Raw genomic sequence first — 25,102 nt, 5'->3', positions numbered from 1 at the left:
GACAGCGCCCGCCACAATGAGCGGCGTCCCTGTGTGCCGGGCGTCAATCCGGAAGAGCCGTGGAGACCGTCCAATGAGTGGGAACAGCTGGCGGGTGTCCGGCTATACCGAGGTACGCGAGCTGGGCGCGGGCGCGTCCGGGCGGGTGGTGCTCGCCACCCACGACGCGTCCGGCACCCCGGTCGCCGTGAAGTACCTCGTCGGCGTCCTCGGCGCGGACCCGGCCTTCCGCGACTCCTTCCGGGCCGAGGCCCGGCTGCTGGCCGAGATCGACGATCAGCACGTCTCCCGGCTATACGAGTACGTCGAGTCGCCTACCGGCGCGGCGATCGTGATGGAGTTGGTCGACGGGGTCTCGCTGCGGCAGATGCTGCGCGCCAACGGGCCCACCGGGCCGGAGGCCGCGCTCCTCGTCCTCAAGGGGTCCCTCGCCGGGCTCGCCGCCGCGCACGCGCGGGGCGTGGTGCACCGTGACTACAAGCCCGAGAACGTGCTGGTCACCGCCGAGGGGGAGAGCAAGCTCGCGGACTTCGGCATCGCCATGCCGGTGGGCCGGGAGTCGGCCACCATGGTCACCGGCACGCCCCGTTACATGGCCCCGGAGCAGTGGACGGGCGCGGCGGCCTCCCCGGCCTGCGACATCTACGCCGCCACGGCCACCTTCTTCGAGTGCCTGACCGGTCACCCCCCGTACGACGGCCGTAGCCTGCTGGCCCTGCGCGAGCAGCACGCGTACGCGCCGGTCCCCACCGACCCGGCCCCGCCGCCGGTGCACGAGTTGCTGCGCTGGGGGATGGCCAAAGCGCCCGCCGAGCGTCCCCAACCGGCGCACGTCTTCCTCGGCATCCTGGAGCAGATCGCCACCGAGGGCTACGGGGCGGACTGGGAGGAGCGCGGGGTCCGCGAGCTGGCCCGCCGGGCCGCCCTGCTGGCCGCGTTCTTCCCGTTCACCGACTCCTCGGGCGGCAGCACCAGCCTGGCCAGTACGGTCCTCGTGTCGGACGGCAGCCCCGGCATGGGTCGGGAGATCCGCACCGGTCGACGGATGCGCACCGGGCGGGCTCGCCCGGCCCTGATCGGTGGCGCCCTGGTCGCGGTCGTGCTGACCGGCGGCATCGGCTACCGGTACGCCTCCGGCGCTGAACCCGACGTGGTGGCCGTGTCGGGGGACGCCGCCCCGGTCGCCGCACCGGCGCCGGCCGACCCGGTCTCCGGATCCGCCACGCCGCCGCCGGTCACGCCGACGCCGACAGCGGCCACGCCGACGCCCTCGGCCGTCGCCCCGACCACCGTCGGGCCGACGACCGCCGCCCCGACGACCCGGCCCCCGACGCCGACGGCCCGGCCCACCCGGACGGCGAAGCCGACACCCACCAGGTCGGCCGGCAGCACCTCGCCCGCGCCGGACGTCACCGCCCCCACGGTGGGGGCGCCGAGCACCCGGTGGACCACCCTGGATCCGAGGGGCTGCCCGTACGGGGCGACGTCGACCCCGGTCACGGTGACGGTCAGGGATGACCGGTCGGACGCCGACGGGCTGCGGGTGTCGTTCCGCTACACGTCGGGCGCGCAGTCGGGCACGGTGGTCATGTCGTCGGTCGGTAAGGGCGTGTTCGAGGGCACCCTCGGCCCGTTCGACCGCCCCGCCGACGGCGTGCGTATCTCGGTGCAGGTCACTGCCGTGGACGCCGCGGGCAACTCAGCCGGGTCGGATGGGCCGGCGTACGTGAGCCTGCAGTCGTTCTGCACGCCGGGCTGACCGGGGCGGCCGACGACGATGCCGGGAGGCTGGCGATGAGCGATCCGAACGAGCCGACGACGGCGCTGCCCCTCGGTGGCGCGCGCCCCGGGACGCCGTCCGGCTTCCGGCCGCCGGCCCCCGGGGAGCCGACCGCAGACCTGGGCCGGACGGTGGACCTGGGCCGGACGGTCGGGCTGGGTGGCACGGTCCCTGCGGGCGGCACCGTCGCCGGGGACGGGGCGTGGCCACCGGGGCAGGGCGGGCCGGTGTGGGGCGGGGGCGGCTTTGCGCGTACCGCCGAGGGCTTCACCGATCCCACGATCGCGGCCGGCGGGACCGCGCCGGCCACGGCGGCCGGGCCGACCGTCGGTGGGTCGGCGGGCGAGGTGCGGTTCGGGCCGGGGGTGCCGGGCGTCGCGCCGGCTGCCCCCGCCTGGCGGCAGCCGGGCCCGGCCGGGCGGCCCCGGTCGCCGTGGCGGCGTGTCGTCTCGGTGCTGTCCACCCTGGTCACCGTGGCGTTGGTGGTGGCGGTCGGGCTGTTCGTCTGGCAGCGGCTGAGCCCGTTGGCGATCGAAGGGGTCACCGTGGCGGTGACCGAGCCCGCCGGCAACCGGTGCGATGTGACGGTGGAGGTGGTCGCGACGGTGCGGACCAACGGCAACGCCGGCACGATCCGCTACCAGTGGCTGCGTTCCGGGTCGGCGCCGGGGGCGCTGGTCGGCGAGCGGGTCGGACGGGGGCAGCGGACGGTGACGCTGTCCCTGCGGTGGTCCTTCAGCGGGGTGGGCGCGACGCGGGAGACGGCGACGGTCAACATCGTCGAGCCGTCGCCGGTGCAGGCCGGCACCGAGGTCCGGTACGTCTGCCGACGGCGCTGACAGCGGTCCTCGTCGGGGCGTGGCGGCGTTTGCGCGCGGGGCGGTCGGGGTAGAGCGGGCGGATCTGTTGCGACCTCTGGTGTGAAGGACCCTTCGATGAGAGAAAACTTCGGTGACGCGGTGGGGGATGCCCTACGCGCGGTGCTGCTGTTCCTGCCCAAGGCCCTCGGTTTTGTGGCGATCCTGGTGGCTGGTTGGCTGGTCGCGAAGGCCGTGCTGAAGGTCGTGGACAAGGTGCTGGAACGGGTCGGCTTCGACCGGGCGGTCGAGCGCGGCGGGGTGAAGGCCGCGCTGGCCCGGTCCAGGTACGACGCGAGCGACATCGTGGCGAAGCTCGCCTACTACGGGGTGCTGCTGGTGACGTTGCAGCTCGCCTTCGGCATCTGGGGTCCGAACCCGATCTCGGACCTGATCGCCGGGGTGATCGCGTGGCTGCCCCGGGCGTTCGTGGCGATCGTGATCGTGGTGGTCGCGGCGGCGATCGCGCACGCGGTGAAGGACATCATCAGCAGCGCGCTGGGCGGCCTGTCGTACGGGCGGGTGCTGGCGACGATCGCGTCGGTGTTCATCCTCGGGCTGGGCGTCATCGCGGCGCTCAACCAGATCGGCGTGGCGACGGCGGTGACCACGCCGGTGCTGGTCGCGGTGCTGGCGACGATCGGCGGCATCCTCGTGGTCGGCGTGGGCGGTGGGCTGGTCCGGCCGATGCAGAGCCGGTGGGAGTCGTGGCTGAGCCGGGCCGAGCGGGAGTCGCAGCTCATCGCGACGCATGCGCGGGCGTACCAGGCGGGGCGGCGGGACGTGGCGGCCCGGCTGGTGGCGACGGGACCGGTGGCCAAGCGTGCCGAGTCGGTCGTCCCGCCGGCAGCCGACGACGCCGACCGGACGCAGGTGGTGGCGAGGGAGTCCGTCTACGACCCGGACCGGACGCAGGTGGTCCCGTCCGGCGGCGATCCTGACCGGACGCAGGTGGTGCCCCGGCTGGCCGGCGACCCTGCCGAGCCCACCCAGCCGGTGGCCCCGTATGCCGGGTCGGAGCTCACCCCGCCGTACCCGCAGCGCGACGGCGACCACGACCGGTTGCCGGGCGACGCCACGGTGGTCATTCCCCGGCCGGACGGGGAGACCTCCGCTCGCTGACGCCGAGACGCGGGGTGGATGACCGGATCCGCCGGACCGTCCACCCCGCGTCTGGTCGGGGTGGCCGTGGTCACCTCGCGCTTGACCCCGGCCGGGTCGGCCAGCATCTGGCGAGGTGGATTTTGCCGACACCAGAATTGTGGCGGGCGCTGGTGTCGACCCGCCGGGCGTGACACCCCTGCGGATGCCGCCGGGTTGTCGGTGCTCCGGTCTAGCCTGGCGGGATGAGCCGCTTGAAGTACGACGAGCTGTGTGGGCAGCTCGTCGAGCAGACCGATTTGTTGGCCGCGCATGTGGCCGGCGTCGACCTGACCACGCCGGTGCCCTCCTGTCCGGGGTGGAACGTGGGGCAGCTCGGCCGGCACCTGGGCGGCGGGCAGCGGTGGGCGGAGTCGATCGTCCGGGAGCGGCCCGTCGGGCCGCCGCCCGACGACTCATTCCGGGATCTGACCCCCTACCGCAACGAGGACCCCGCGGTGCTCGGGCCCTGGCTGGCGGCCGGGGCGCGGGGGCTTGCCGCCGCACTCGTCGCCGCAGGCCCGGACGCGCCGATCTGGATACCGACGCCGTCGGCCACGGTGGGCGTGGGCAGCACGTTCTGGGCGCGCCGGTTCACCCACGAGACACTGCTGCACCGCGCCGACGCGGCACTGGCCCTCGGCGTGGAGTTCGCCGTCGACGCGCGGGTGGCGCTCGACGCCGTGGACGAGTGGATGGAGCTGGGGTCGCTGCCGGAGATGCTCGACTTCCATCCGGCGCAGCGGGAGCTGCTCGGGCCGGGGCGCACGGTGCACCTGCACGCCACCGACACCGCGCCGGAGGTGGCGGCGGAGTGGCTGGTCGACCTGACCGGCGAGGCGATCGTGTGGCGGCGGTCCCACGAGAAGGCGGCCGTCGCGGTCCGTGGCCCGCTGACGGAGCTGTTGCTCATGGTGTATCGGCGGCGGCCTGTCGAGGCGGGCGCGGTCGAGGTGCTCGGGGACGTGGACCTGCTGCGTTTCTGGCTGGACCGGGTCGCGTTCGGGTGAGCGACGACGCGGCGGTCGTGGAGCTCAGGGGCGGTCAGTCGGGCAGCGCGTCGAGGTAGACCCAGCGGCCGTCCTCGCGGGTGAAGCGGCTGTGCTCGGTGAGGGTTCCGGGCCGTCCGTCCTCGCGGTAGTGGGCCCGGAACGCGACTGTGCCGGTGCTGTCGAAGAGGCCACCGTGCTCGGTTCCGAGGATCTCCAACCGGGTCCACCGCTGCCCGGGGTCGAGGCGTAGCCGCTCGGGTCGGGTGGAGGAGTGCCAGCTGCGCAGCAGGTAGGCGGCGTCGCCGACGGCGAACGCGCTGAATCGGGACCGCATGAGCGCCTCGGCGTTGGCCGCGTCCGCCTCGCCCCGGTGCAGCCGTCCGCAGCACTCCGGGTAGGGCTGGCTGTTCCCGCACGGGCAGGGTCCGTTCGCGTTCCGGGGTGCGCCGCCACGGGCGGATCTCTTCGCCACGCCTCCATCCTGCCGCAGCGGTCGGGACGCCCGGGCGAGGGCTCTGGGTTCCTGGCTCTGGTCCCGGGCACCCTGGCCGCCGCGTACGACGGGGCCTGACCGACCGACACGACGGAAGGGGCGGCCCCCCGGGGGGGGGGGGCCGGGGGGGCGGGGGGGGGGGGGGGGGGGGGGGGGGGGCGGCGGGCGGGGGGGGGGGGGGGGGGTTGGGGGCGGGGGGGGGGGGGGGGGGCCCCCCCCCCCCCCCCCCCCCGCCCCTCCCGGCATCGCACACCGAGTCGTCGAGGAAAGGACAGCCTGTGGTGTATGCACTTCTGCGATCCCTGCTCATCCGCCGGCACGCCGGGCCGTACTCGGCAGCCCACCGGCCCGCCGGTGCTGCCCGGCCCGTCGGGCACGGTCCGCGCAACCGGCCGCCGGCCGGCGCGTACCGCTCGTACCTTCCCCTGCGGCCCTGGCAGGTGCGGAGCCGGACCTTCACGCCGCGCCGGCGCGGCGCGGACCCGGTGGAGGTGGCCGAGTTCCTCGACCGGGTCGCCGCCGACCTGGCCGCCGCCTACGCGGCGCTGGCGCGCAGCCGCGAGGAGGTCGCCCGGATCAAGGCGGCGCTGCGGGAGTGGCAGTCCCGCCAGGCACCCGCCGCGCGTGACCTGGCCCGGCGGCGTCCGTGGGCCGCCGGTACGTCATCCTTCTGCCGGTGACGGCGGCCGACCTGGCCCGCGCCAAGATCCTGGCCCGCACCGCCGTCCGCTCGCTGGCCATCGTCGCCCCGGTCGATCCCGGCGAGACCACCGTCTCGACCGAGGACGACCAGGGGGTGCGCCACCGCGTGTTCTGCGACCGCCGGCTCGACGGCGGGCGGCGCTGCGTGCTGCGTGCCGACCACGAGACGCCCTGCGCCGCGCGCGTACCCCGCTGATCGGGGCTGCGCCCGCTCCTCGATCCGCCCGGTCCGGTGCGCCCGGATGCGCGCCGCAACGTGACCCAGCTCACAGCCCCAGGGTTGAGCGGAATAGGCTCAACTCTGGTTGTGTCCTTCCTAGTGGACACGCCGAATCCGGGGGAGCCCATGAACACGGAACGTCTCACCACCAAGAGCCGCGAAACCATTACCGGTGCTGTCGCGCTGGCGAACCAGCGCGGCCACGCCACCGTGGAGCCCTGGCACCTGCTGCTGTCGCTGCTGGACACCGAGGGATCGACCGCGGCGGGCCTGCTACGCGCCGCCGGCGCCGACCCCGCCGAGCTGCGCCGGGCCGCCCAACGCGCGGTCGACGGCCTGCCGGCAGCCCGGGGCTCCAGCCTCGCCGAGCCCACCCTGGCCCGCGAGTTCGTCAACGCCATCGGCGCCGGCGAGCAGATCGCCCGGCCGCTGGGCGACGAGTACACCTCGACCGAGCACCTGCTGGCCGGCCTGGCCCGGGTCGGCGGCGCGGTCGCCGGCGCGCTGAAGAACGCCGGCGCGACCGAGGAGAACCTGGTCGCCGCCTTCCCGACCGTCCGGGGCGGGGACCGGCGGGTCACCACCGCCGATCCGGAGCAGACCTATCAGGCCCTGACCAAGTACGGCGTCGACCTGACCGCCAGCGCGCGGGACGGCAAGATCGACCCGGTGATCGGCCGGGACTCCGAGATCCGCCGGGTGATCCAGGTGCTGTCCCGGCGTACCAAGAACAACCCGGTGCTGATCGGCGAGCCCGGCGTCGGCAAGACGGCGATCGTCGAGGGCCTGGCCCAGCGGATCGTGGCCGGCGACGTGCCCGAGTCGCTGCGGGGCAAGAAGCTGATCTCGCTCGACCTCGGCGCGATGGTGGCCGGCGCGCAGTACCGGGGGCAGTTCGAGGAGCGGCTGAAGTCCGTGCTGGAGGAGATCAAGAACTCCAACGGGCAGGTCATCACCTTCCTCGACGAGCTGCACACCGTCGTCGGCGCCGGCAAGGGCGAGGGCTCGATGGACGCCGGCAACATGCTCAAGCCGATGCTGGCGCGCGGCGAGCTTCGGATGGTCGGCGCGACCACCCTCGACGAGTACCGCGAGCACATCGAGAAGGACGCGGCCCTGGAGCGCCGCTTCCAGCCGGTGCTCGTCGGCGAGCCGACCATCGAGGACACCATCGGCATCCTGCGCGGCCTCAAGGAGCGCTACGAGGTGCACCACGGCGTACGGATCACCGACGCCGCCCTGGTCGCCGCCGCGTCCCTGTCCGACCGGTACATCACCGAACGGTTCCTGCCGGACAAGGCCATCGACCTGGTCGACGAGTCCGCGTCCCGGTTGCGCATGGAGATCGACTCCCGGCCGGTCGAGGTGGACGAGATCGAGCGGGCGGTGCGCCGGCTGGAGATCGAGGAGATGGCGCTGGCCAAGGAGCCGGACGCCGCCTCCGCGGACCGGTTGGAGCGGCTGCGCAAGGAGTTGGCCGACAAACGCGAGCAGCTCACCGCGCTGTCCGAGCGCTGGCAGTTGGAGAAGGATCACATCACCCGGCTCTCCACGGCCAAGGAGGAGTTGGAGCGGCTCGGCGGCGAGGCCGAGCGGGCCGAGCGCGACGGCGAGCTGGAGCGCGCCGCCGAGCTGCGTTACGGCCGGATTCCCGAGCTCAAGGCCGACCTGGCGAAGGCCGAGGAGGAGCTGGCCCGGCTCCAGGCTGAGGGCGCGATGCTCAAGGAGGAGGTCGGCGCGGACGACATCGCCGCCGTGGTCGCCTCCTGGACCGGCATTCCCGCCGGCCGGCTGCTGGAGGGCGAGACCGCCAAGCTGCTCCGGATGGAGGAGTCGCTGGGCTCGCGGGTCGTCGGCCAGGCCGAGGGCGTCGCCGCGGTCTCCGACGCGGTCCGCCGGGCCCGGGCCGGAGTCGCCGACCCGGACCGCCCGACCGGCAGCTTCCTCTTCCTCGGCCCGACCGGGGTCGGCAAGACCGAGCTGGCGAAGGCGCTCGCGGAGTTCCTCTTCGACGACGAGCGGGCCATGGTCCGCATCGACATGAGCGAGTACGGCGAGAAGCACTCCGTCGCCCGCCTCGTCGGCGCCCCACCCGGGTACGTGGGCTACGAGGAGGGCGGCCAGCTCACCGAGGCGGTGCGCCGCCGGCCGTACTCGGTGATCCTGTTGGACGAGGTGGAGAAGGCCCACCCCGACGTGTTCGACGTGCTGCTCCAGGTGCTCGACGACGGTCGGCTCACCGACGGCCAGGGCCGCACGGTGGACTTCCGCAACGCGATCCTGATCCTCACCTCCAACCTCGGGTCGTCGGTGATCAGCGACCTGACGATGGCCGAGGAACAGCGCCGGGAGGGCGTTCTCGCGATGGTCCGGTCGCACTTCAAGCCGGAGTTCCTCAACCGGCTCGACGACATCGTGGTCTTCGCCACGCTGCACGGGGACGACCTGCGGGCCATCGTGGACATCCAGCTTGAGCGGATGCGTCGGCGGCTGGCCGACCGCCGGCTCGGCCTGGAGATCACCGAGGCGGCCCGCGGCTGGCTCGCCGAGCACGGGTACGACCCGATCTACGGGGCCCGCCCGCTGCGCCGGCTGGTGCAGTCCGCCATCGGCGACCAGCTCGCCCGGGCACTGCTCTCCGGCACGGTCCGCGACGGCGACACGGTGAGCGTCGACCTGGCCGACGGCGGGGACGGCCTGACCGTCACCGCCTGACGCCGCCGCCCAGGTGTCGCAAGGGGCCCCCTGTGCAACGTTTCGGCGTTGACAGGGGGCCTTCCCGCTCGATCGGGTATGGAGGTGGGCATGTTCGGACGCGGAAACAAGGAACTCGACGCGGCGGTGCGGGAACTGGCGAAGGCCGACACCCTCGCATTCGGCGGGGTGGGCATCGCCGGCACGCTGTTGCCGGTGACCGAGGCGTACCAGGAGGTCGAGCGGCAGCTCGACGCGCACCCGGAGCAGGCCCGGCGGAAGGTCGACTGGCTGCTGGAACACGGCTCGCCAGCCGGCCGGGCGTACGCGGCGACGCTGCTCGGCCGGGTCGATCCGGCGGGCGGGCGGGCGGCGTGGGAGGCACTGCGCGGCGAGCCGGCCGAGTTCACCACCTTCGGCGGCTGCGTCATGGGCCGGACCGCGCTCGGCGAGTATGCCGCCGCCCGGCTCGCCGAGGGTTGATCGACCAGCCGGCCCGACGCTGACCGATCGGGGCTGCCACCCACCGGCCGCCGGCCGTACGGTCCTGCCATGACCGCACCCGTGGCCGCCCCGGTCCGTCCGCCCCGACCGACCTCGGTCACCGTCGCCTTCTGGCTCCAGATCGCCACCGTGCTGATCCTGCTCGGACTGATCGCCCTGGTCGTGTTCGAGGCAGTGCGCTACGACGGCGAGATCAGCCGGGTGGCCCGGCTGGTGTCGGACGCCGACCCGACCGAGGTACGGGGCGAGCGGGAGGGGAACGTCTTCGGCTCCCTCTTCATGGGCGTGCCCATCCTGCTGCTCGCCGGCTGGCTCGCCGGCACCGCGCTGCCGATGCTCCGGGGTCGGAATGTCGCACGCATCCTGATCTTCGTCTCCGGTGGCGGGCAACTGCTGCTCAGTTGCGGTCAGGCGTGCTCCGGCGCACTGATGCTTCCGATCATCTTTGCGCTCGGGTTCTCCGCCGGGACGGACGTCGAGGGGGAGCCGTTCCCCGACGAGGACCTCTGGCAGGAGTCGACATTCATGGAGACCCTGTACGACCGGCAGGGGCCCCACGAGGCGGTGATCTTCCCGGTCGTCGGGGTCAGCGTGCTGACCGTGCTGCTGCTCACCGCGACCGTGGTCCTGCTGCTCTCCCTGCCGCCCGCCAACCGGTACTTCCGTCCCCGGGCCGCGCGGCCGCAGGCCGGTCCGGTGCCGTACGTCGGCTGGCCCACCGCCCCGCTCCCGCCGGTCGCGCCGGCGGGAGCCTGGGTGCCGGCCGGGTACCCGGTCCCGTCGGGGTACCTGATCTGCCCCGACCCGGCCCTGCACCTCGCCCACCCTCCGACGTCGTCCGGCCCGGCCGGTCCGGCGTCAGTGCCGCCCGGTTCGGCCCCCGCGCCGGCCGGGCCGCCGGCCACGGATCCGCCCGCAGCACCAGGTAGCTGAGCCCCTACTCAGCGATCGCGAGGTTCCCTGACGTGCGCGGGGTTGTTACCGTCTCCGCCGACGCAACTGGGGAGGCGATCGGATTGAACGGATCGGTGGCATATCTGGTGACGGCGGCGGGCTGCCTCATCGGGGTGGCCGGGATCGTCATCGCCGTGGTGGCGATTCGGCGGACCCGGACCAAGCCGCCCCGGCACCCCGGCCCGACCGACCCGTTCCGCGACCGGGACGCCGACGCGTTGCGGGGCGACCCGCGCCGGCTGAGCCCCGGCGACATCGTCGAGATCCGCGGGACGTCGTACGCGGTGCGCGGCTCGGTGCTGCTCAAGGAGGGCAGCTGGACCTGGTCGGAGCACCTGCTCGACGACGCCGGCGGCGGCCAGCTCTGGCTCTCCGTCGAGGAGGACCCGGACCTGGAGCTGGTGTTCTGGACGACCGACCCGGCGCTCACCCTCACCCCGGGCGCGCCGACCGTCGACCTCGACGGCCACCGGTACACCAGCAACGAGTCCGGGCACGCGCTCTTCACCGGCACCGGGACCACCGGCCTCGACCCGTCCGGTGCCATGCGCTACCACGACTACCGGGGCCCGGGTGCCCTCCGGCTCTCCTTCGAGGCGTACGGCAACGCCGCGTGGGAGGTGGCGCGGGGCGAGGTGCTGCACCGCTCCGAAGTGATGATCTACCCGCAGGCCGGCACCGGGAAGGTGAGCTGACCGTGCTGGTCACCCTCGACACCCCGTACGTCGACACCAGCGCCGCCGACCTCAGCCTCGCCCTCGGCGACGCGGAGCGCCCCGCGCTGCACGTGCTCGACCTCGACCTGCCCGCCGGTGTCCGGCTGCGGCTGCGCCTGCTCGGCGCCTCCCACCAGGTGGTGCTCCGCGCGGCGGGCGTCGAGCTGACCGAGACCGTGGCCTGCCTACCCGGCAGCCCGCCCGAGCTGCCCGCCACGAGGCTGGACGAGGCGAACGGCTACCGGTTCACCGCCACGGTGCTGCGGCCGGCCGGAACGGAGCTGAGCGACCGGGTCGCCGCGCTCCGCGCCGAACTGGCCGGCGACCCGTACGCCCTGGTCGGGGTCTTCCCGGGCGACGCGGACGCGGTGACCGCCCTCGCGGTCCGGTCGGATCCACCGGACGGGACGGTCTCCTGGCGCACCTGGCACGCGTACCCCCAGACCAACGAGCTGGTCCTGACCGAGACGGTGGTGGCACTTGTGAGTGCGAGGAGTGAGCGGGGTTTGCGAGCCCCGCAGTCGCGAACGGAGGTGGCACTGTGAAGACGTACCGACCCTGGTTCGTGGTGGGAGCGGCGGTCGCTGTGGTCGGTGCGCTGGTCGCCGCCTTCGCGATCTTCTACGGCAACTTCTCCCCGCGCGGCTACGTGGAGGACAGGTACACCCGGGCGGCGAGCCGGGACATCGGCGGGAACGCCGTCGCGTACACCTCGTCGAAGCCGCCCAGCCAGGTCGCCGACGAGATGACCGACGCCTGGAAGCCGGCCGACCAGTACCTCGACGGCAGCGGCGTCTATCTGCGCTACGACGACGACTCGGTGGTGATCCTGCCGATCGCCGCCGGCTCGGTGATCCTGCTCGAACGTATGACCACCGCCTACCCCCGCTACCACTCGACCGTCGGGTCGCACTGGGGCTGGGGACGCGGCAGCACCGTCCGGGGCGGCGGCCCCGGCACCGGCAAGTAGCCCGACGACCGCCCCCCTCACCCTGGAGCCCTCCTGTGCAGAACCTCGTCATCGATTTGCTGGTCACCCTCGCCTACGGCGTGGTCGGCGTCGTCCTGATGGGCATCGGCTACGGGCTGGTCGACGTGGCCACCCCCGGCAAGCTCCACGAGCTGATCTGGACCGAGCGCAACCGCAACGCCGCGCTGTTGCTCTCCTCCAACCTGCTCGGCGTCGGCACCATCGTGGTCGCGGCGATCGTGGCCAGCGAGGACGACTTCGTCCTCGGCCTGGTCGGCGCGGCGGCGTACGGGATCGTGGGCCTGGTCATCATGGCCGCCGCGTTCCTGCTGCTCGACGCGGTGACCCCGGGCCGGCTCGGCGAGCTGCTCGTCGACCCGGAGCCGCACCCCGCCGTGTGGGTGTCGGCCGTGGTGCACCTCGCCACCGGCGCGATCATCGCCGCCGCGATCAGCTGATGGCCTCCGCAGCCCACCCGGGCGGCGGCCGGCCGGGCAAGCCGACGGCGAAGGCGTCGTCCTCGGCCGCCTCCGGCTGGATCGTCGGCCTGGTCACCGTCGTCGTGGTCGGTGGCTGCATCGGCATCGGCATCCTCAACGGCGACTCCGGCGGCACCACCGTTCCCGCCCCGGCGGCCGACGAGCGCGCCGACACCGTGCCGATCCTCGCGCAGGCCGCCACCAGCCAGGGCATCTGCTACGGCTGGCGGCTGGAGAGCTACTACGGCTCCGCGGTCAGCGTCGGCTCCAACCTCGGCGACGGGGTGGCCGTGGTCGACAACCCGGCCTGCCCGCGCTGGGTCGAGGTGACCGCCGAGGTCAGGTACACCTCGGAGAGCAGCGAGAGCAGTGACTCGGCGACCGTCGACGTGACGGGCTCGACCGACATCGACCGCTCCGACCTGTACGCCGTGGAGAACGGGCTGCAACGGTTCGGGCTGGACGACGACGCCTTCGTCGACGACCCCGGCTGGGCGGTCTGCCGGGCGGCCGTGGCGTTGCCCCTGCTGGTCGCCGAGGCCGGCGTGGCCGAGCCCGCCGCCACCCCGGCCGCCGCGCCGGGCTCCTCGGCGTCGCCGCTGCCGGCCGCGGGCAGCGACTTCTGGCGGGACCGGTGGGGCTGGCTGCTCGCCACCGCCGGGCTGCTGCTGGTCGCCGCGCTGCTGTTCACCGTCGGGTTCGTGGGGCGCAGTCGGCAGCGCGCCCAGGCGCCCGCCGGGCGTACCCGGCGGAAGGCATGACCACCGAGGCGTCGGCGGCGGCCGACGGCGGCCCCACCGCCCGGCCGCGCTGGCGGCTGTCCCGCGCGGCGGTGCTGGTCGCGGTCTTCGTCTGTGCCGCCTGCGGCCTGGTGTACGAGCTGGCCCTCGTCGCGCTCGGCAGCTACCTGATCGGCGACACCGTCGGCCAGGCGTCGATCGTGCTCGGCGTGATGGTCTTCGCGATGGGCATCGGCGCGCTCGCCGCCAAGCCGTTGCAGTCCCGGGCCGCCGCCGCGTTCGCGTTGGTCGAGCTGGCCCTGGCCCTGCTCGGCGGGCTGTCGGTGCTCGGCCTGTACGCCGCCTTCGCCTGGCTGGACCTGTACGGCCCGGCGCTGGTCGGCACCGCGTTCGTGCTCGGCCTGCTGATCGGTGCGGAGATCCCGCTGCTGATGGTCATGCTGCAACGCATCCGGGAACAGTCCGCCGGCAGCGCGGTGGCCGACCTGTTCGCCGCCGACTACGTCGGCGCGCTGCTCGGCGGGCTCGCCTTCCCGTTCCTGCTGATGCCGGTCTTCGGCCAGCTCAAGGGTGCCCTGGTGGTCGGCGCGGTGAACGCGGTGGCCGGCGTCGCGCTGGTCTGCACGGTGTTCCGCGCCGAGCTGAGCCGCCGGGCGCGGATCGCGGTCGGCGCCGGCTCCGTCGTGGTCGCCCTCTGCCTCGGGTACGCGTGGATCACCGCCCACGACTTCGAGGTGACCGCCCGGCAGCAGCTCTACCGGGACCCGGTGGTGCACGCCGAGCGCAGCCGGTACCAGGAGATCGTGCTCACCCGCTCGGTGCGGGAGGTCGGCCACGCCGACACCGACCTGCGGCTGTTCCTCAACGGCGACCTCCAGTTCAGTTCGATCGACGAGTACCGCTACCACGAGGCGCTGGTGCACCCCGCGTTGAACGGCTCCCGCGGCGAGGTGCTGGTGCTCGGCGCCGGGGACGGGCTCGCGGTCCGGGAGATCCTGCGCTACCCCGACGTGCGCCGGGTGACCGTGGTCGACCTCGACCCGGCCGTGGTGGCGCTCGCCCGCAGCGAGCCGCAGCTACGCCGGCTCAACGGCGACGCGTTCGCCGATCCCCGGGTGCGGGTGGTCAACGTCGACGCGTTCGGTTGGCTGCGTGCCGCCACCGAGCGGTTCGACGTGGTGGTCGCCGACCTGCCCGACCCGGACGAGACGGCCACCGCCAAGCTGTACACCGTCGAGTTCTACGAGCTGGTCCGGGCGGTGCTCGCCGAGCGCGGGCGGCTGGTCGTGCAGTCCGGCTCGCCGTACTTCGCGCCCCGGTCGTACTGGTCGATCGAGGCGTCGGTGCGGGAGGCCGGCTTCGCCACCGTGCCCTACCACGTCGACGTGCCGAGCTTCGGCGACTGGGGGTTCGTGCTTGCCGCGCCGGGGGGCACTCCGCCGGGGCTGGCGCTGCCGGCCGACGCGTCGGGGCTACGTTTCCTCACCGCCGGGACGCTGGCGTCGGCCGCGAACTTCCCCGCCGACCGGAGCCGGATCGACCTGCCCGCCTCGACCCTGTTGCGGCCACGCGTGCTGGAGTACGCCCGCGCCGAGTGGCGGGGCTACTAGGGTCGTTGCCATGGTGCGCGGACCGTCGCGTCGCCGGTGGATGCCGCCCCGGGCGGAGGCTGCTGCGGCGTACCTCCAGGCGTTCGTCCTGTCCGGGGTGGCCTCCGTGCTGCTCATCCGGGCGTACCTCCAGGCCACCGACTACCCGCAGCTCGGCGGCGGCGGCCTGCACATCGCGCACGTGCTCTGGGGCGGCCTGCTGATGGCCGCCGGCCTCGGCGTGGCGCTGGTCTTCCTCGGCGGCGCGGCCCGGATGACCGGAGCGATCCTCGGCGGCATCGGATTCGGCCTGTTCATCGACGAGGTGGGGAAGTTCGTCACCACCGGCACGGACTACTTCTACGCCCCGGCAGCCGGCATCATCTACGGCGTCTTCGCCCTGCTCGTGGTCATCACCCAGGCGGTGCGCGGCCGTACCCGGCTGCTCCCCGCCGAGCGCACCGCGAACGCCCTCGACGCCGTGCTCGGCGGCCTGATCAACGGTCTCACCGACCGGCGTCGGGCCGAGGTGCTCCGGCTGGCCCGGGGCTCCGGGGCGCTGACCGAGGCCGCCGTGGCCGGGCTGCTCGACGCGGTGCCCCGCCGGGAGCCGCCGCCGCCCCGGTTCTGGCAGCCCTGGCTGGCCCGGCTCCGCCGGTTCGTCATCGGGCTGACCGCCCAGCGCTGGCTGGTCAGCCTCGTGGTGGTCTACCTGGTGGCGGCGCCGGCCCTGACCCTGATCGGCGTGCTGCTGGACGGGGTGACCGGCGCGCTGGACCAGGAGCGGGAGTGGGGCGCGGTGCTCGGCGTCTCGGCGTCCGCGCTGGTCACCGCCGTGCTCAGCGTCACGGCGGCGTTCCGGCTGCGCCGGGACCCGGTCGACGCGTTCCGGCTGTTCAAGCTGGCGATCCTGGTCGACCTGCTGTTCGGGCAGATCTTCAACTTCACGGTCAACCAGTTCGGCGCGGTCACCGCGGTGGGTGCCGACCTGTTCCTGCTCGCCGTGGTGACCGCCGAGCACCGGCAGTTGCGCCGCGAGGCCGAGCGGCATGCGTCCGCGTCCGGCGCGCCCCGCACGGTCTGACGTGCCGGGGTGGCCCGTACTGGATACGGTGTGAACCCGACTCCAGGGAAGGAGCGCCGTGGTCGACCCCCACAGCCCACCGCCGGCCCGGACACGTCCGGCCGTCGTCACCATTTCCAGCTACCTGCTGATCCTCGTCGCCGCGATCCAGGTGATCCAGCTGATCCTGACGCTGATCACCATCGGTACCACCCGCGACGTGCTGCACGACGCGTACTCGGGCACTGACGCCAACGGCGCCGACGCGCTGGCGGACTTCACCGTCGCGGTCGGCATCGGTGGGGCCATCCTGGTCCTGCTCATCGGGATCGGGCTGGTGGTGCTGGCCATGCTCAACAACCGGGGCCGCAACGGCGCCCGGATCACCACCTGGGTGGTCGGCGGCATCATGGTCTGCTGCACCGGCAGCAGCCTGATCAGCGGACTCGCCGGCGGCTTCGCCGGCAGCGGCCAGACCTCCGGCGACGCGCCGAGTCCGGAGGAGATCCAGCGCCGGCTGGAGCAGGAACTGCCCTCGTGGCTGACCCCGGTCACCACCCTGCTCGCCGTCGTCGCCCTGCTGGCCCTGCTGACCGCCCTGATCCTGCTGGCCCTGCCGGCGGCGAACGAGTTCTTCCGTAAGCCGCAGCAGGGCTGGGAGCCCCCGGTTCCGGGTGCCGCCTACCCGGCCTACCCGCAGAACCCGGGCTACCCGGGTGCCCCGGCCTACCCGCAGACCCCGGGCCACCCGCAGGCCCCCGGCTACCCGGCGGCCCCCGGCTACCCGCACGGCCCGGGCCAGCCCGGCCAGTCGACCTACCCGCACGCGGCCCCCGGCACGTCCTCCCCGGACCAGCCGACCCCCTACCCGGACCAGCCGACCCCGGGGCCGTCCTCGTCCGACCGGCCGGACCCGTCCGGGCCGGGCCAGTGGGGCGACTCGGGACCGTCCACGAGCGGCGGCGGCGACTCCGGGCCGTCCTCCAGTGGCGGCGGCGACTCCGGATCGTCCTCCGGCGGCGGTTCGTCGTCGTCGGACTGAGCACCGGCCACCGCCCCGCCCGCCGGTCGGCGCAGCCCGCGCGGCGGGCGGGGCGCGTCGGATAACGGCGACATCGACGATCCCTCCGAGTAGGTTCCACACGGACGCCTACCGGAGGGATCTGTCGTGTCGTACCCCGATCAGGCGCCGCCGCGTCGCCCAGCGGCGGTGGGTCTGGCGGCGGCGGTGCTGGTGCTGATGGCCGTCGGCGCGTTTGCCTACGCGGTCGCCGGCCTGGTCGCCCTCGGCGGCACCGTCGACCGGTTCCGGGCGGCGGCGGCCGGCACCACCGCTGTTCCCGGGGAGACCGGCGGCCTGGTCACTCTGCTGCGGCTGACGGTGGGGGTGTCGGCGACGCTGACCGTGCTGGTCGGCGTCGTACTCGTCGGGCTGGCGTTCGGCCTGCTCTCCGGCCGGTCCGGGGCCCGGATGGCGACCTGGGTGCTCTGCGGGCTGGGCCTGGCCTTCGGCTGTTGTGGGCTCGCGGTGCTGATCGGCCAGCGGGCCGTTCCGCTGCGGCTGTCCGGAAGGGACCAGGCCACCACCACCGAGCTGCTCGGGCTGCTCGGCGACGCCTACCCGTCCTGGTGGATTCCGGTCAACGCGGCCCTTTCCGCCGGACAGATACTCGGTTACCTTGTGGTAACCGCGTTGCTGGCCCTGCCGGCCGTCAACGCGTGGTTCCGCCGAGGCCGTCCCGTGCCGGCCCCGGCCGGTCCCCCGCCGGCCGAGCCCCTGTACCCGAGTCGCTGAGGACACCCGTGACGGCAGAGCAGGTTCCCGCCGAGCGCCGCGCGCTGGTCACCGGCGCGACCGCCGGTATCGGCGCGGAGTTCGCGCGCCGGCTTGCCGCCGACGGTTGGGCCCTCGTGCTGGTGGCCCGCGATGCCGCCCGGCTGGCGGCGGTCGCCGCGGAACTGACCGGCCGGTACGGCCACCCGGCCGAGGTGATCGCGGCGGACCTGTCCACCGACGACGGTTGCGCCGCCGTGGAACTGCGGCTGGCCGAGGGCAGCCCGGTCGAGCTGCTGGTCAACAACGCCGGGATCAGCCTCAACCAGCCCTTCCTGAGCTCCTCGGTCGCCGACGAGTCCCGCTTGCTGCGGCTGAACGTGCACGCCGTGCTGCGGCTGACCCTCGCCGCGGTCGGCCCGATGACCCGCCGGGGACACGGGGCAGTGATAAATGTCTCTTCGGTTGCGGGCTTCGGGCCGGTCATGCCCGGCTCGACGTACCCGGCCAGCAAGGCGTGGGTCACCGCGTTCAGCGAGTCCGTCGACCTGACCACCGCCGCGTCCGGGGTGCGCGTGATGGCCCTGTGTCCCGGCTACACCCGCACCGGCGCGCACGAACGGCTCGGGATCGACATGTCCGGGACCCCCCGTTTCATGTGGCTCCAGGCCGGACAGGTGGTCGACGAAGCCCTTCGTGACCTGCGGAAAGGCCGCTCCGTGAGCGTTCCGTCGCGGCGTTACAAGCTGGCCGTCGCCGGGGTCCGGCACGCGCCGCGGAGCCTGCTGCGCCGGTTCGCCCGGGACACGCGCGGTCGCGACGACCGCCGCGCCGGCTGACCTGCGGCACAGTGCCATCCGTCGGGCCCGGCGGCAGGCGTCCGGCCCTGCCCGGCGGCAGCGGTCGCACAGAGTAGCCGAACATCGCCAACCATCGGTCGCCCGCAGGGCTGACCGGGGTGGACCCGACACACGGCTCCCAGACTTGCGCAGTAACCTCTATCGCCATGGGGGACCACGACGACCTGCGCAAATTCATCAACGACCTAGCCGTGGTCCACGGGCGGGTGGTGCTCTCCTCGGGCCAGGAGGCGGACTGGTACGTCGATCTGCGGCGTGTCACGCTCCATCACCAGGCCGCACCGCTGGTCGGTCGAGTGCTGCTCGACCTGACCTCCGACTGGGGGTACGACGCCGTCGGCGGCCTGACCCTGGGCGCCGACCCTGTCGCCCTCGCAATGCTGCACGCCGCGTCGACGACCGACCGGTCGCTCGATGCTTTCGTCGTCCGTAAAGCGGGTAAGGCTCATGGTCTGCAACGCCGCATCGAGGGACCGGACGTGGCCGGACGGCGGGTGTTGGCGGTCGAGGACACGTCGACCACCGGTGGCAGCGTGCTGACCGCGGTGGAAGCGTTGCGCGAGGCCGGGGCCGAAGTGGTGGGTGTTGCGGTTATTGTTGATCGTGGCGCCGGCGACGCGGTGCGAGCCGCCGGACTGCCGTATCGGGCGGCCTATACGTTGGCTGACCTCGGCCTTGTGGCCTAAAAGTTTGCCGATTCGGATCTGCTGATATGCAGGCGGATCGATGCTGCTGGTGGAAGGATGGAATTCGTGGGAACTGCGTTGGCTGAAATGACCATGCCTCAGATCTCGCCGCTTGCCGGCGAGCCGATCGAACGTGCCGACGCCGAGCGGCTTGCGGGGGTCCTCAAGGCCCTCGCGGACCCCGCTCGGCTGCGGCTGCTCAGCCTGATCCAGTCGGCGCCCGAGGGCGAGGCGTGCGTGTGCGACCTGACCGCACCGCTCGGCCTCTCCCAGCCGACGGTCAGTCACCACCTGCGTATCCTCACCGAGGCCGGCTTGCTGGAGCGGGAGAAGCGCGGTGTCTGGGCGTACTACCGGCTGGTGCCGTCCGCGATCGCGACGATCGCGGATCTGCTCACCCCGCCGCGTAAGCGGGCCACCAAGAAGGCTCGCTGACGACAAGGCTCTGTTCCGGGCCGTCCCGCCTCGGGTCGGCATCGGGTGGCGTGTCAGGGGTGGCGCCACCACCGGGCGGTGACGCGTGGCCGTGTCACCGGCAGTTGCCTTGTTGATTCGTCCGCCGTCGATCCGTAATGGCCTCGACCAATGGCCGGTCCCGCAGCATGGGGCCGGCCATTGGCGTACGCCGTGACGGATCGCGCCGTCAGCGGCCCCTGCCCTGCTCCGGCCACCGCCCGCCATCGTGCGGCTCCTGCTGCCCGTACTGGGGATGCTGCTGCTGCGCGTTTGGCTGCTGCGGCGACCGGTCGTGGGGGTGGTGACGGTGGTGCTCGACGGCCTCCCGGACGGCCTCCACCGCGCCGGCGGCGCTCGCCGCCGCCACCACGCTCATCACCTCGCCGCGCTTGCGGGCCCGCCGGTCACGGAGGAACTCGAAGAAGATCGGCAACACCGAGATCAGGATGATCAGCGCGACCACCGGCAGGATGTACCGGTCGATCTTGTCACCGATCGCGTCGTAGATCTGTTCGGCGAGCAGGTACCCGATCAGCAGGATGCCGTCCACCCAGAGGATCGCGCCGACGACGTTCCAGAGTAGGAACTGCCTGGCCGGCATGCCGAGCGTCCCGGCCACCGGGTTGAGGAACGTGCGGACGATCGGGATGAACCGGGCCAGCACCACGGCCTTGGCCGGGCCGAACTTCTGGAAGTAGTACTCCGCCTTCTCCACGTACTCCCGTTTGAACAGCCGGGAGTTGGGGCGCTCGAACATCCGCCGGCCGTACCGCGCGCCGAGCCAGTGCCCGAGCTGGGCGCCGACGATCGCGCAGATCGGCCCGCCGATCAACAGCCCGACCAGGGAGAGCCGGGTGCCGTCGCCGAAGATCGCGTCCGCAACCGGCGATGCGGCGACGCCGGCCAGGAACAGCAGCGAGTCGCCCGGGAAGAAGAAGCCGACGAGCAGGCCAGTCTCGGCGAACAGGATCACCCAGACACCGATCAGCCCGAAGGTGTGGAGCAGATCCTTCGGGTCGAGCGGATTCAGGGCGACGGTCTCGACGACCGCCCGTGCCTTCTCTGCTGTGTCCACGGCCACAGAGGGTACCGAACCCCGGTTCCGCTCCCGACCGGCACCGTCCCGGTCCAGCCCGGGACGGTGCCGGGCCACACACTCGGCCAGCCTTCGACCACCGTCACAGGCGGGGGTCGACCGGCTCGGACTCGCAGGCCAGGATGGCGAAGACCAACTCGTGGCGGCGCCAGAGCGGGGCGCCCGCCGCCAGCGCGTCCAGGGCGGCGAGCCCGAGGGCGTGCTCCCGCAGGGCCAGCCCTCGCTTGCGGCCCAGCGACCGTCGGCGCAGCGCGGCGAGCTGCTCCGGTCCGGTGTACCCGGGGCCGTAGATGATCCGCAGGTACTCCCGGCCCCGGCACTTGATCCCCGGCTGGAGCAGCGACCCCCGCGCGGACCGGGCGGCCGGCCCGGCGTACGGCTTGACCACCATGCCCTCCCCGCCGCCGGCGGTCAGCGCCAGCCACCAGTCGGTGGCGTCGGCCTCGGCCGAGGCGTCGGCCAGGTCGACGACCCGCCGCCGGGTGAGGGTGAACAACCCCGGGTCGGCGGCGCACAGCCGGTCGGCCAGGTCGAGGTGCCAGCCGTGGTCCCGGTCGGCGTGGCTGGCCCCGGCGGAGGCGAGCACCACGAACGGGGCGAGGGTCACCCCGCGCAGCCCGTCGGTGGGCGCCACGTACGCCCGGTACGCCGCCGAGTACGCCTCGACCTCCCCGGACCGGACGGTCATCCGCTCCCGCAGCTCCCCGACCGGCAGGCCCCGACCGGCCGCCGCGTCCAGAGTGGCCAGCACCGCCGGCAGGGCGGCCCGACCGGCCGCCCCCACGCTCGCGTACTGCTCGCGGATCAGCCCGCCCGCCTTCGCCGACCAGGGCAGCAACTCGCAGTCCAGCAGCAGCCAGTCGGTGCCCAGCTCCGCCCACAGCCCCGCCGTGGTCACCGCCGCCCGGACCCGGTCCAGCAGCTCGCCGTCCAGCGGCGGGCCGAAGAACGGCCGGCCGGTGCGGGTGTGCACCACGCCGCCGCCCGGCCCGAACGGGCCGCCGTCGGGGTCGCGGCAGACCAGCACCACGGCACGCGAGCCCATGTGCTTCTCCTCGCAGACCACCCGGTCGACGCCGGCCGACCGGTAGTCGGCGAACGCCTGCGCCGGGTGCTCCAGGAATCCCTCGACCGTCGACGTCGAGCACGGCGCCATCGTCGGCGGCAGCCAGGTCAGCCAGCTCGGGTCTACCGCGAACCGGCTCATCACCTCCAGCGCGGCGGCGGCGTTCTCCGCCGGCACGGTCAGCGTCCCGTACGGGTGCTCGACGTGCCGTCGGCCGGCGACGTCGCGCAGGTCCAGCACCGTGTCCGGGCGGGCCGGGGCCGGCGCGACCAGCGGCCGGGCCGGGGCGTACCACTCCTGCACCGCGTCGACGGAGACCAACTCCCGCTCCGGGTAGCGCAGCGCGGTCAACTTCCCGCCGAAGACGCAGCCGGTGTCGACGCAGATCGTGTTGTTCACCCATTCCGGCTCCGGCGTGGGCGTGTGCCCGTACACGACCATGGCCGAGCCCCGGTAGTCGCGCGCCCACGGGTAGCGCACCGGCAGGCCGTACTCGTCGACCTCTCCGGTGGTCTCCCCGTACAGCGCGAACGCGCGGACCCGGCCCGACGCGCGGCCGTGGTACTCCTCCTTCAGCCCGGCGTGCGCGACCACCAGCCGGCCCCCGTCCAGCACGAAGTGACTGACCAGGCCGTCGATGAAGGCCGCCGTCTCGGCCACGAAGCTGTCCGGCTCCGCCGCCAGCTGGGCCAGCGTCTCCGGCAGGCCGTGGGTGAGCCGCACGTTCCCGCCGCGCAGCTTGCGCAGCAGCTTCTGCTCGTGGTTGCCCGGCACGCAGATCGCATGCCCGGCCGCCACCATGCCCATCACCAGGCGGAGCACCCCGGGGGAGTCCGGGCCGCGGTCCACCAGGTCACCCACGAAGACGGCGGTACGACCAGCTGGATGCGCCGCGTCCACCGGGCGGCCCGCGTCGTCGCGGCGCAGGCCGTAGCCGAGCCGGAGCAGCAGCGCCTCCAACTCCTCGCGGCAGCCGTGCACGTCGCCGACGATGTCGAACGGCCCGGTCAGGTCCCGCCGGTCGTTGAACAGCTTCTCGTACCGGATCTCCGCCGCGTCGATCTCCTCGACGCCGCGCAGCACGTGCACCTTGCGGAAGCCCTCCCGGGCCAGCTGCCCGTACGACCGGCGCAGGTCCCGCTGCATCCTGGCCAGCACCGGCCGGCCGAAGGTGCGGTCCGTGCGGGCCTGCGTCCGCTCCCAGGCCAGCGCCTCCGGCACGTCCAGCACGATCGCCACCGGGAGCACGTCGTGCTCCCGGGCCACCCGGACCAGCCCGGCGCGGGCGTGTGGCTGGAGGTTGGTGGCGTCCACGACGGTGAGCCGGCCGCGCCGCAGCCGGATCCCGGCGACGTGGTGCAGCGCGTCGAACGCGTCCGCCGACGCCGACTGGTCGTTCTCGTCGTCGGCGACCAGCGCCCGGAACGCGTCGGAGGAGAGCACCTGGCTCGGGGCGAAGTGCTGCCGGGCGAAGGTGGACTTGCCGGAACCGGAGACGCCGACCAGCGCCACCAGGGCCAGCTCGGGGATGTCGATCATCGGCCTGCCTCCTTCGGCGCGGTCGTCTGTGTCCTGGCATTCGACTGCGCCGTGGCATTCGACTGCGCCGTGGCATTCGTCGGCGTCGTGGTGAACACGGCGAGCTGGGTGGGGGCGCCGACCTCAGGATCGTCGTCGCCGATCCCGCCGATCGTCGCGGTGTAGCCGTGCGTGGCGGTGACCCGGTCGACCCAGGCGGCGAACTCCGCGCGGGTCCACTCGAAGCGGTGGTCCGGGTGCCGGAACCGCCCCGCGCCCAGCCCCTCGTAGCGGACGTTGTGCTCGGCGTTCGGCGTGGTCACCACGACCGTGGCGGGCCGGGCGTGACCGAACACGGCGTCCTCCAGCGCCGGCAGGCGAGGCGGGTCGAGATGTTCCACGACCTCCATGAGCACCGCCGCGTCGAACCCGCGCAGCCGGTCGTCCCGGTAGGTCAGGGCGGACTGCCACAGCCGGATCCGGTCGCGCTGCCGCTCCGGTAGCCGGTCCAGCCGCAGCCGGCGCTCGGCCAGCGTCAGCGCTTGGGCGGAAACGTCGGTGCCGACGATCTCGGTGTACCGGCGGTCGCCCACCAGGGCGGACAGCAGCGCCCCGCCGCCGCAGCCGAGATCCACCACCCGGGTCGCTCCGCTGGCCGCGAGGGCGGCGAGCACCGCCTCCCGGCGGCGCACCGCCAGCGACGGCCGGCGCGCGGCCTCCCCGCCGTCGGCCTCGGCCACGCTGTCGGCGGGCGGCTCCTCGGCCAGCCGCTGCTCGGCGAGGCGGGCCATGGCCTCCCCGGCCAGGGCACGGCGGTGGGCCAGGTAGCGGCGGGTGATGGTGGACCGCTCCGGGTGGCCGGCCAGCCAGCCGGCACCCGCCCGGAGCAGCTTGTCGATCTCGTCGGGCGCAACCCAGTAGTGCTTCGCGTCGTCGAGCACCGGCAGCAGCACGTACAGGTGGTTCAGCGCGTCGGCGAGCCGCAGCGTGCCGGTCAGCGTCAGGTCGACGTACCGGCTGTCGCCCCACTCCGGGTACGTCTCGTCGAGCGGGATCGGGCCGGCCGTCACCGTCCAGCCCAGCGGCGCGAACATCCGGGCGGCCAGGTCGGCGCCGCCCCGGCAGCGCAGCACGGGCACCCGGATATCCAGCGGGATCTCTGCGGCGGCCAGCTCCGGCCGGTCCCGGGACTCGCCGCGCAGGGCGGACCGGAACACCCTGGCCAGCGCCGAGGCGAGCAGGCTCGACGCGGCGTACGGCCGGTCGTTGACGTACTGGCCGAGGGTGAAGCCGTCCGGGGCGGTCGGCTGGCCCCGGCTCTTGCCGCGCCCGCCGGCCAGCCGCAGCGGGTCCACGTCGACCAGCAGGGCCACGGTGCAGCGCCCCTCGTCGGCCTCGGGGTAGACCACGTGCGCGGTGCCGACGGGCAGCTCGAAGGAGTGCACCCGGTCGGGGTGCTTGACCAGCAGGTACCCGAGGTCGGTCGCCGGCCGGTGGGTGGTGGTCAGGGTGAGCAGCACGCGCCCATGGTGTCAGGGGCTTCGATCTTGCGTCGTCCCGTTTTCGGTTGGCAACGGCGGCGCCCCGCCGACCCGGGCAGGTCGACGGGGCGCCGGCGGTACGGGTGGATCAGGCGACGAAGCGGGTCCGGCGCGCTTGGCCACCGCCGCAACGTTCCGCCGGCCCGGTCCCGTCATCAGAACAGGACACCGGGAGGCGCAGTGACGTACGAGGAGCTCGCCGATTCGCGGCT

Annotated in this window: 24 protein-coding genes and 1 pseudogene; 21 read left to right on the top strand and 4 right to left on the bottom strand. The window is 73.8% G+C overall.

The features are described 5' to 3' along the window. Positions 1-73: 73 nt before the first annotated feature. The 4 genes and pseudogenes from ACFYZF_RS08405 to ACFYZF_RS08390 all read left to right on the top strand — a co-directional run bounded on the left by ACFYZF_RS08405 (position 74) and on the right by ACFYZF_RS08390 (position 4,787). Entirely contained in the window at positions 74-1,759 is a 1,686-nt protein-coding gene (locus ACFYZF_RS08405; RefSeq protein WP_387017262.1) for a serine/threonine-protein kinase, read from the top strand. 35 nt (positions 1,760-1,794) lie between these two features. Beyond that, a complete protein-coding gene (locus tag ACFYZF_RS08400; RefSeq protein WP_387017261.1) occupies positions 1,795-2,619 on the top strand; it encodes a hypothetical protein in 825 nt (274 codons plus the stop codon). 96 nt (positions 2,620-2,715) lie between these two features. Beyond that, positions 2,716-3,424, top strand: a pseudogene (locus tag ACFYZF_RS08395) (hypothetical protein); the annotation flags it as partial. A gap of 559 nt (positions 3,425-3,983) precedes the next feature. Beyond that, positions 3,984-4,787 (top strand): maleylpyruvate isomerase family mycothiol-dependent enzyme, encoded by an 804-nt coding sequence (locus ACFYZF_RS08390; protein WP_387017259.1) that lies wholly within the window; start codon positions 3,984-3,986, stop codon positions 4,785-4,787. Between the two features lie 34 nt (positions 4,788-4,821). Here ACFYZF_RS08390 and ACFYZF_RS08385 read toward each other — a convergent pair whose 3' ends face one another. Further along, positions 4,822-5,241 carry a YchJ family protein gene (locus ACFYZF_RS08385; RefSeq protein WP_387017258.1) on the bottom strand — a complete coding sequence of 140 codons (420 nt, stop codon included), beginning with the start codon at positions 5,239-5,241 and terminating at the stop codon, positions 4,822-4,824. A gap of 302 nt (positions 5,242-5,543) precedes the next feature. Between ACFYZF_RS08385 and ACFYZF_RS08380 the strand changes: the two genes are divergently transcribed. The 17 genes from ACFYZF_RS08380 (at position 5,544) to ACFYZF_RS08300 (ending at position 19,648) form a co-directional block, all read left to right on the top strand. Further along, positions 5,544-5,942: a DivIVA domain-containing protein gene (locus ACFYZF_RS08380; protein ID WP_387017256.1), complete on the top strand. Its 399-nt coding sequence runs from the start codon at positions 5,544-5,546 to the stop codon at positions 5,940-5,942. Next, positions 5,939-6,160, top strand: a complete 222-nt coding sequence (locus tag ACFYZF_RS08375) for a hypothetical protein (RefSeq protein ID WP_387017254.1) — start codon at positions 5,939-5,941, stop codon at positions 6,158-6,160. The genes ACFYZF_RS08380 and ACFYZF_RS08375 overlap by 4 nt, the downstream gene beginning before the upstream one ends. A 150-nt stretch (positions 6,161-6,310) precedes the next feature. Next, complete coding sequence (gene clpB / locus ACFYZF_RS08370; protein ID WP_387017253.1) at positions 6,311-8,899, top strand: ATP-dependent chaperone ClpB; 2,589 nt, start codon at positions 6,311-6,313, stop codon at positions 8,897-8,899. Between the two features lie 90 nt (positions 8,900-8,989). Next, positions 8,990-9,361, top strand: coding sequence for a hypothetical protein (locus tag ACFYZF_RS08365; RefSeq protein ID WP_387017251.1), 372 nt, complete (start codon positions 8,990-8,992; stop codon positions 9,359-9,361). Between the two features lie 69 nt (positions 9,362-9,430). Then, the gene (locus ACFYZF_RS08360) at positions 9,431-10,315 is read left to right on the top strand and encodes a hypothetical protein (RefSeq protein WP_387017249.1); all 885 of its coding nucleotides are present in this window, start codon (positions 9,431-9,433) and stop codon (positions 10,313-10,315) included. An 83-nt stretch (positions 10,316-10,398) separates the two neighbouring features. Continuing rightward, on the top strand, positions 10,399-11,031 hold the full coding sequence (locus ACFYZF_RS08355) for a DUF4178 domain-containing protein (RefSeq protein ID WP_387018354.1): 633 nt from the start codon (positions 10,399-10,401) through the stop codon (positions 11,029-11,031). Between the two features lie 2 nt (positions 11,032-11,033). Then, entirely contained in the window at positions 11,034-11,597 is a 564-nt protein-coding gene (locus tag ACFYZF_RS08350; RefSeq protein ID WP_387017248.1) for a DUF2617 family protein, read from the top strand. Beyond that, the gene (locus tag ACFYZF_RS08345; protein ID WP_387017246.1) at positions 11,594-12,022 is read left to right on the top strand and encodes a DUF4247 domain-containing protein; all 429 of its coding nucleotides are present in this window, start codon (positions 11,594-11,596) and stop codon (positions 12,020-12,022) included. Before ACFYZF_RS08350 ends, ACFYZF_RS08345 begins: the two co-directional genes overlap by 4 nt. A 35-nt stretch (positions 12,023-12,057) precedes the next feature. Continuing rightward, positions 12,058-12,480 (top strand): DUF350 domain-containing protein, encoded by a 423-nt coding sequence (locus ACFYZF_RS08340; protein WP_387017245.1) that lies wholly within the window; start codon positions 12,058-12,060, stop codon positions 12,478-12,480. Continuing rightward, a complete protein-coding gene (locus tag ACFYZF_RS08335) occupies positions 12,480-13,262 on the top strand; it encodes a hypothetical protein (protein ID WP_387017243.1) in 783 nt (260 codons plus the stop codon). Before ACFYZF_RS08340 ends, ACFYZF_RS08335 begins: the two co-directional genes overlap by 1 nt. Continuing rightward, a complete protein-coding gene (locus ACFYZF_RS08330) occupies positions 13,259-14,851 on the top strand; it encodes a polyamine aminopropyltransferase (RefSeq protein WP_387017242.1) in 1,593 nt (530 codons plus the stop codon). The genes ACFYZF_RS08335 and ACFYZF_RS08330 overlap by 4 nt, the downstream gene beginning before the upstream one ends. Before the next feature lie 40 nt (positions 14,852-14,891). After that, positions 14,892-15,914, top strand: a complete 1,023-nt coding sequence (locus ACFYZF_RS08325; RefSeq protein ID WP_350880626.1) for a hypothetical protein — start codon at positions 14,892-14,894, stop codon at positions 15,912-15,914. Between the two features lie 58 nt (positions 15,915-15,972). Beyond that, the gene (locus ACFYZF_RS08320; protein WP_387017240.1) at positions 15,973-16,935 is read left to right on the top strand and encodes a hypothetical protein; all 963 of its coding nucleotides are present in this window, start codon (positions 15,973-15,975) and stop codon (positions 16,933-16,935) included. Between the two features lie 126 nt (positions 16,936-17,061). Further along, positions 17,062-17,688 carry a hypothetical protein gene (locus ACFYZF_RS08315; protein ID WP_387017238.1) on the top strand — a complete coding sequence of 209 codons (627 nt, stop codon included), beginning with the start codon at positions 17,062-17,064 and terminating at the stop codon, positions 17,686-17,688. Positions 17,689-17,696: 8 nt separating this feature from the next. Further along, a complete protein-coding gene (locus ACFYZF_RS08310; RefSeq protein WP_387017237.1) occupies positions 17,697-18,506 on the top strand; it encodes an SDR family NAD(P)-dependent oxidoreductase in 810 nt (269 codons plus the stop codon). 167 nt (positions 18,507-18,673) lie between these two features. Continuing rightward, entirely contained in the window at positions 18,674-19,213 is a 540-nt protein-coding gene (pyrE, locus tag ACFYZF_RS08305) for an orotate phosphoribosyltransferase (RefSeq protein ID WP_387017236.1), read from the top strand. Positions 19,214-19,270: 57 nt separating this feature from the next. Further along, positions 19,271-19,648 carry a helix-turn-helix transcriptional regulator gene (locus tag ACFYZF_RS08300; RefSeq protein ID WP_088969178.1) on the top strand — a complete coding sequence of 126 codons (378 nt, stop codon included), beginning with the start codon at positions 19,271-19,273 and terminating at the stop codon, positions 19,646-19,648. A gap of 208 nt (positions 19,649-19,856) precedes the next feature. Here ACFYZF_RS08300 and ACFYZF_RS08295 read toward each other — a convergent pair whose 3' ends face one another. The 3 genes from ACFYZF_RS08295 to ACFYZF_RS08285 all read right to left on the bottom strand — a co-directional run bounded on the left by ACFYZF_RS08295 (position 19,857) and on the right by ACFYZF_RS08285 (position 24,869). After that, on the bottom strand, positions 19,857-20,750 hold the full coding sequence (locus ACFYZF_RS08295) for a DedA family protein (RefSeq protein WP_387017234.1): 894 nt from the start codon (positions 20,748-20,750) through the stop codon (positions 19,857-19,859). Positions 20,751-20,847: 97 nt separating this feature from the next. Then, the gene (locus tag ACFYZF_RS08290; protein WP_387017232.1) at positions 20,848-23,370 is read right to left on the bottom strand and encodes a polynucleotide kinase-phosphatase; all 2,523 of its coding nucleotides are present in this window, start codon (positions 23,368-23,370) and stop codon (positions 20,848-20,850) included. After that, on the bottom strand, positions 23,367-24,869 hold the full coding sequence (locus tag ACFYZF_RS08285; protein WP_387017231.1) for a 3' terminal RNA ribose 2'-O-methyltransferase Hen1: 1,503 nt from the start codon (positions 24,867-24,869) through the stop codon (positions 23,367-23,369). The genes ACFYZF_RS08290 and ACFYZF_RS08285 overlap by 4 nt, the downstream gene beginning before the upstream one ends. Between the last annotated feature and the right edge of the window lie 233 nt (positions 24,870-25,102).

Source organism: Micromonospora sp. NPDC001898 (genome assembly GCF_042891255.1).
Lineage (GTDB): Bacteria > Actinomycetota > Actinomycetes > Mycobacteriales > Micromonosporaceae > Micromonospora.
Note: the sequence above shows the minus strand (reverse complement) of the source record. Positions and strands in the feature narration are given on the sequence as shown.

Bases quoted from the DNA above. Each gene is read 5' to 3' on its own strand.
- ACFYZF_RS08405 (WP_387017262.1), top strand. From the start codon at position 74: ATGAGTGGGAACAGCTGGCGGGTGTCCGGCTATACCGAGGTACGCGAG.
- ACFYZF_RS08400 (WP_387017261.1), top strand. From the start codon at position 1,795: ATGAGCGATCCGAACGAGCCGACGACGGCGCTGCCCCTCGGTGGCGCG.
- ACFYZF_RS08390 (WP_387017259.1), top strand. From the start codon at position 3,984: ATGAGCCGCTTGAAGTACGACGAGCTGTGTGGGCAGCTCGTCGAGCAG.
- clpB (WP_387017253.1), top strand. From the start codon at position 6,311: ATGAACACGGAACGTCTCACCACCAAGAGCCGCGAAACCATTACCGGT.
- ACFYZF_RS08365 (WP_387017251.1), top strand. From the start codon at position 8,990: ATGTTCGGACGCGGAAACAAGGAACTCGACGCGGCGGTGCGGGAACTG.
- ACFYZF_RS08360 (WP_387017249.1), top strand. From the start codon at position 9,431: ATGACCGCACCCGTGGCCGCCCCGGTCCGTCCGCCCCGACCGACCTCG.
- ACFYZF_RS08335 (WP_387017243.1), top strand. From the start codon at position 12,480: ATGGCCTCCGCAGCCCACCCGGGCGGCGGCCGGCCGGGCAAGCCGACG.
- ACFYZF_RS08330 (WP_387017242.1), top strand. From the start codon at position 13,259: ATGACCACCGAGGCGTCGGCGGCGGCCGACGGCGGCCCCACCGCCCGG.
- ACFYZF_RS08325 (WP_350880626.1), top strand. From the start codon at position 14,892: ATGCCGCCCCGGGCGGAGGCTGCTGCGGCGTACCTCCAGGCGTTCGTC.
- pyrE (WP_387017236.1), top strand. From the start codon at position 18,674: ATGGGGGACCACGACGACCTGCGCAAATTCATCAACGACCTAGCCGTG.
- ACFYZF_RS08300 (WP_088969178.1), top strand. From the start codon at position 19,271: ATGGAATTCGTGGGAACTGCGTTGGCTGAAATGACCATGCCTCAGATC.
- ACFYZF_RS08290 (WP_387017232.1), bottom strand. From the start codon at position 23,370: ATGATCGACATCCCCGAGCTGGCCCTGGTGGCGCTGGTCGGCGTCTCC.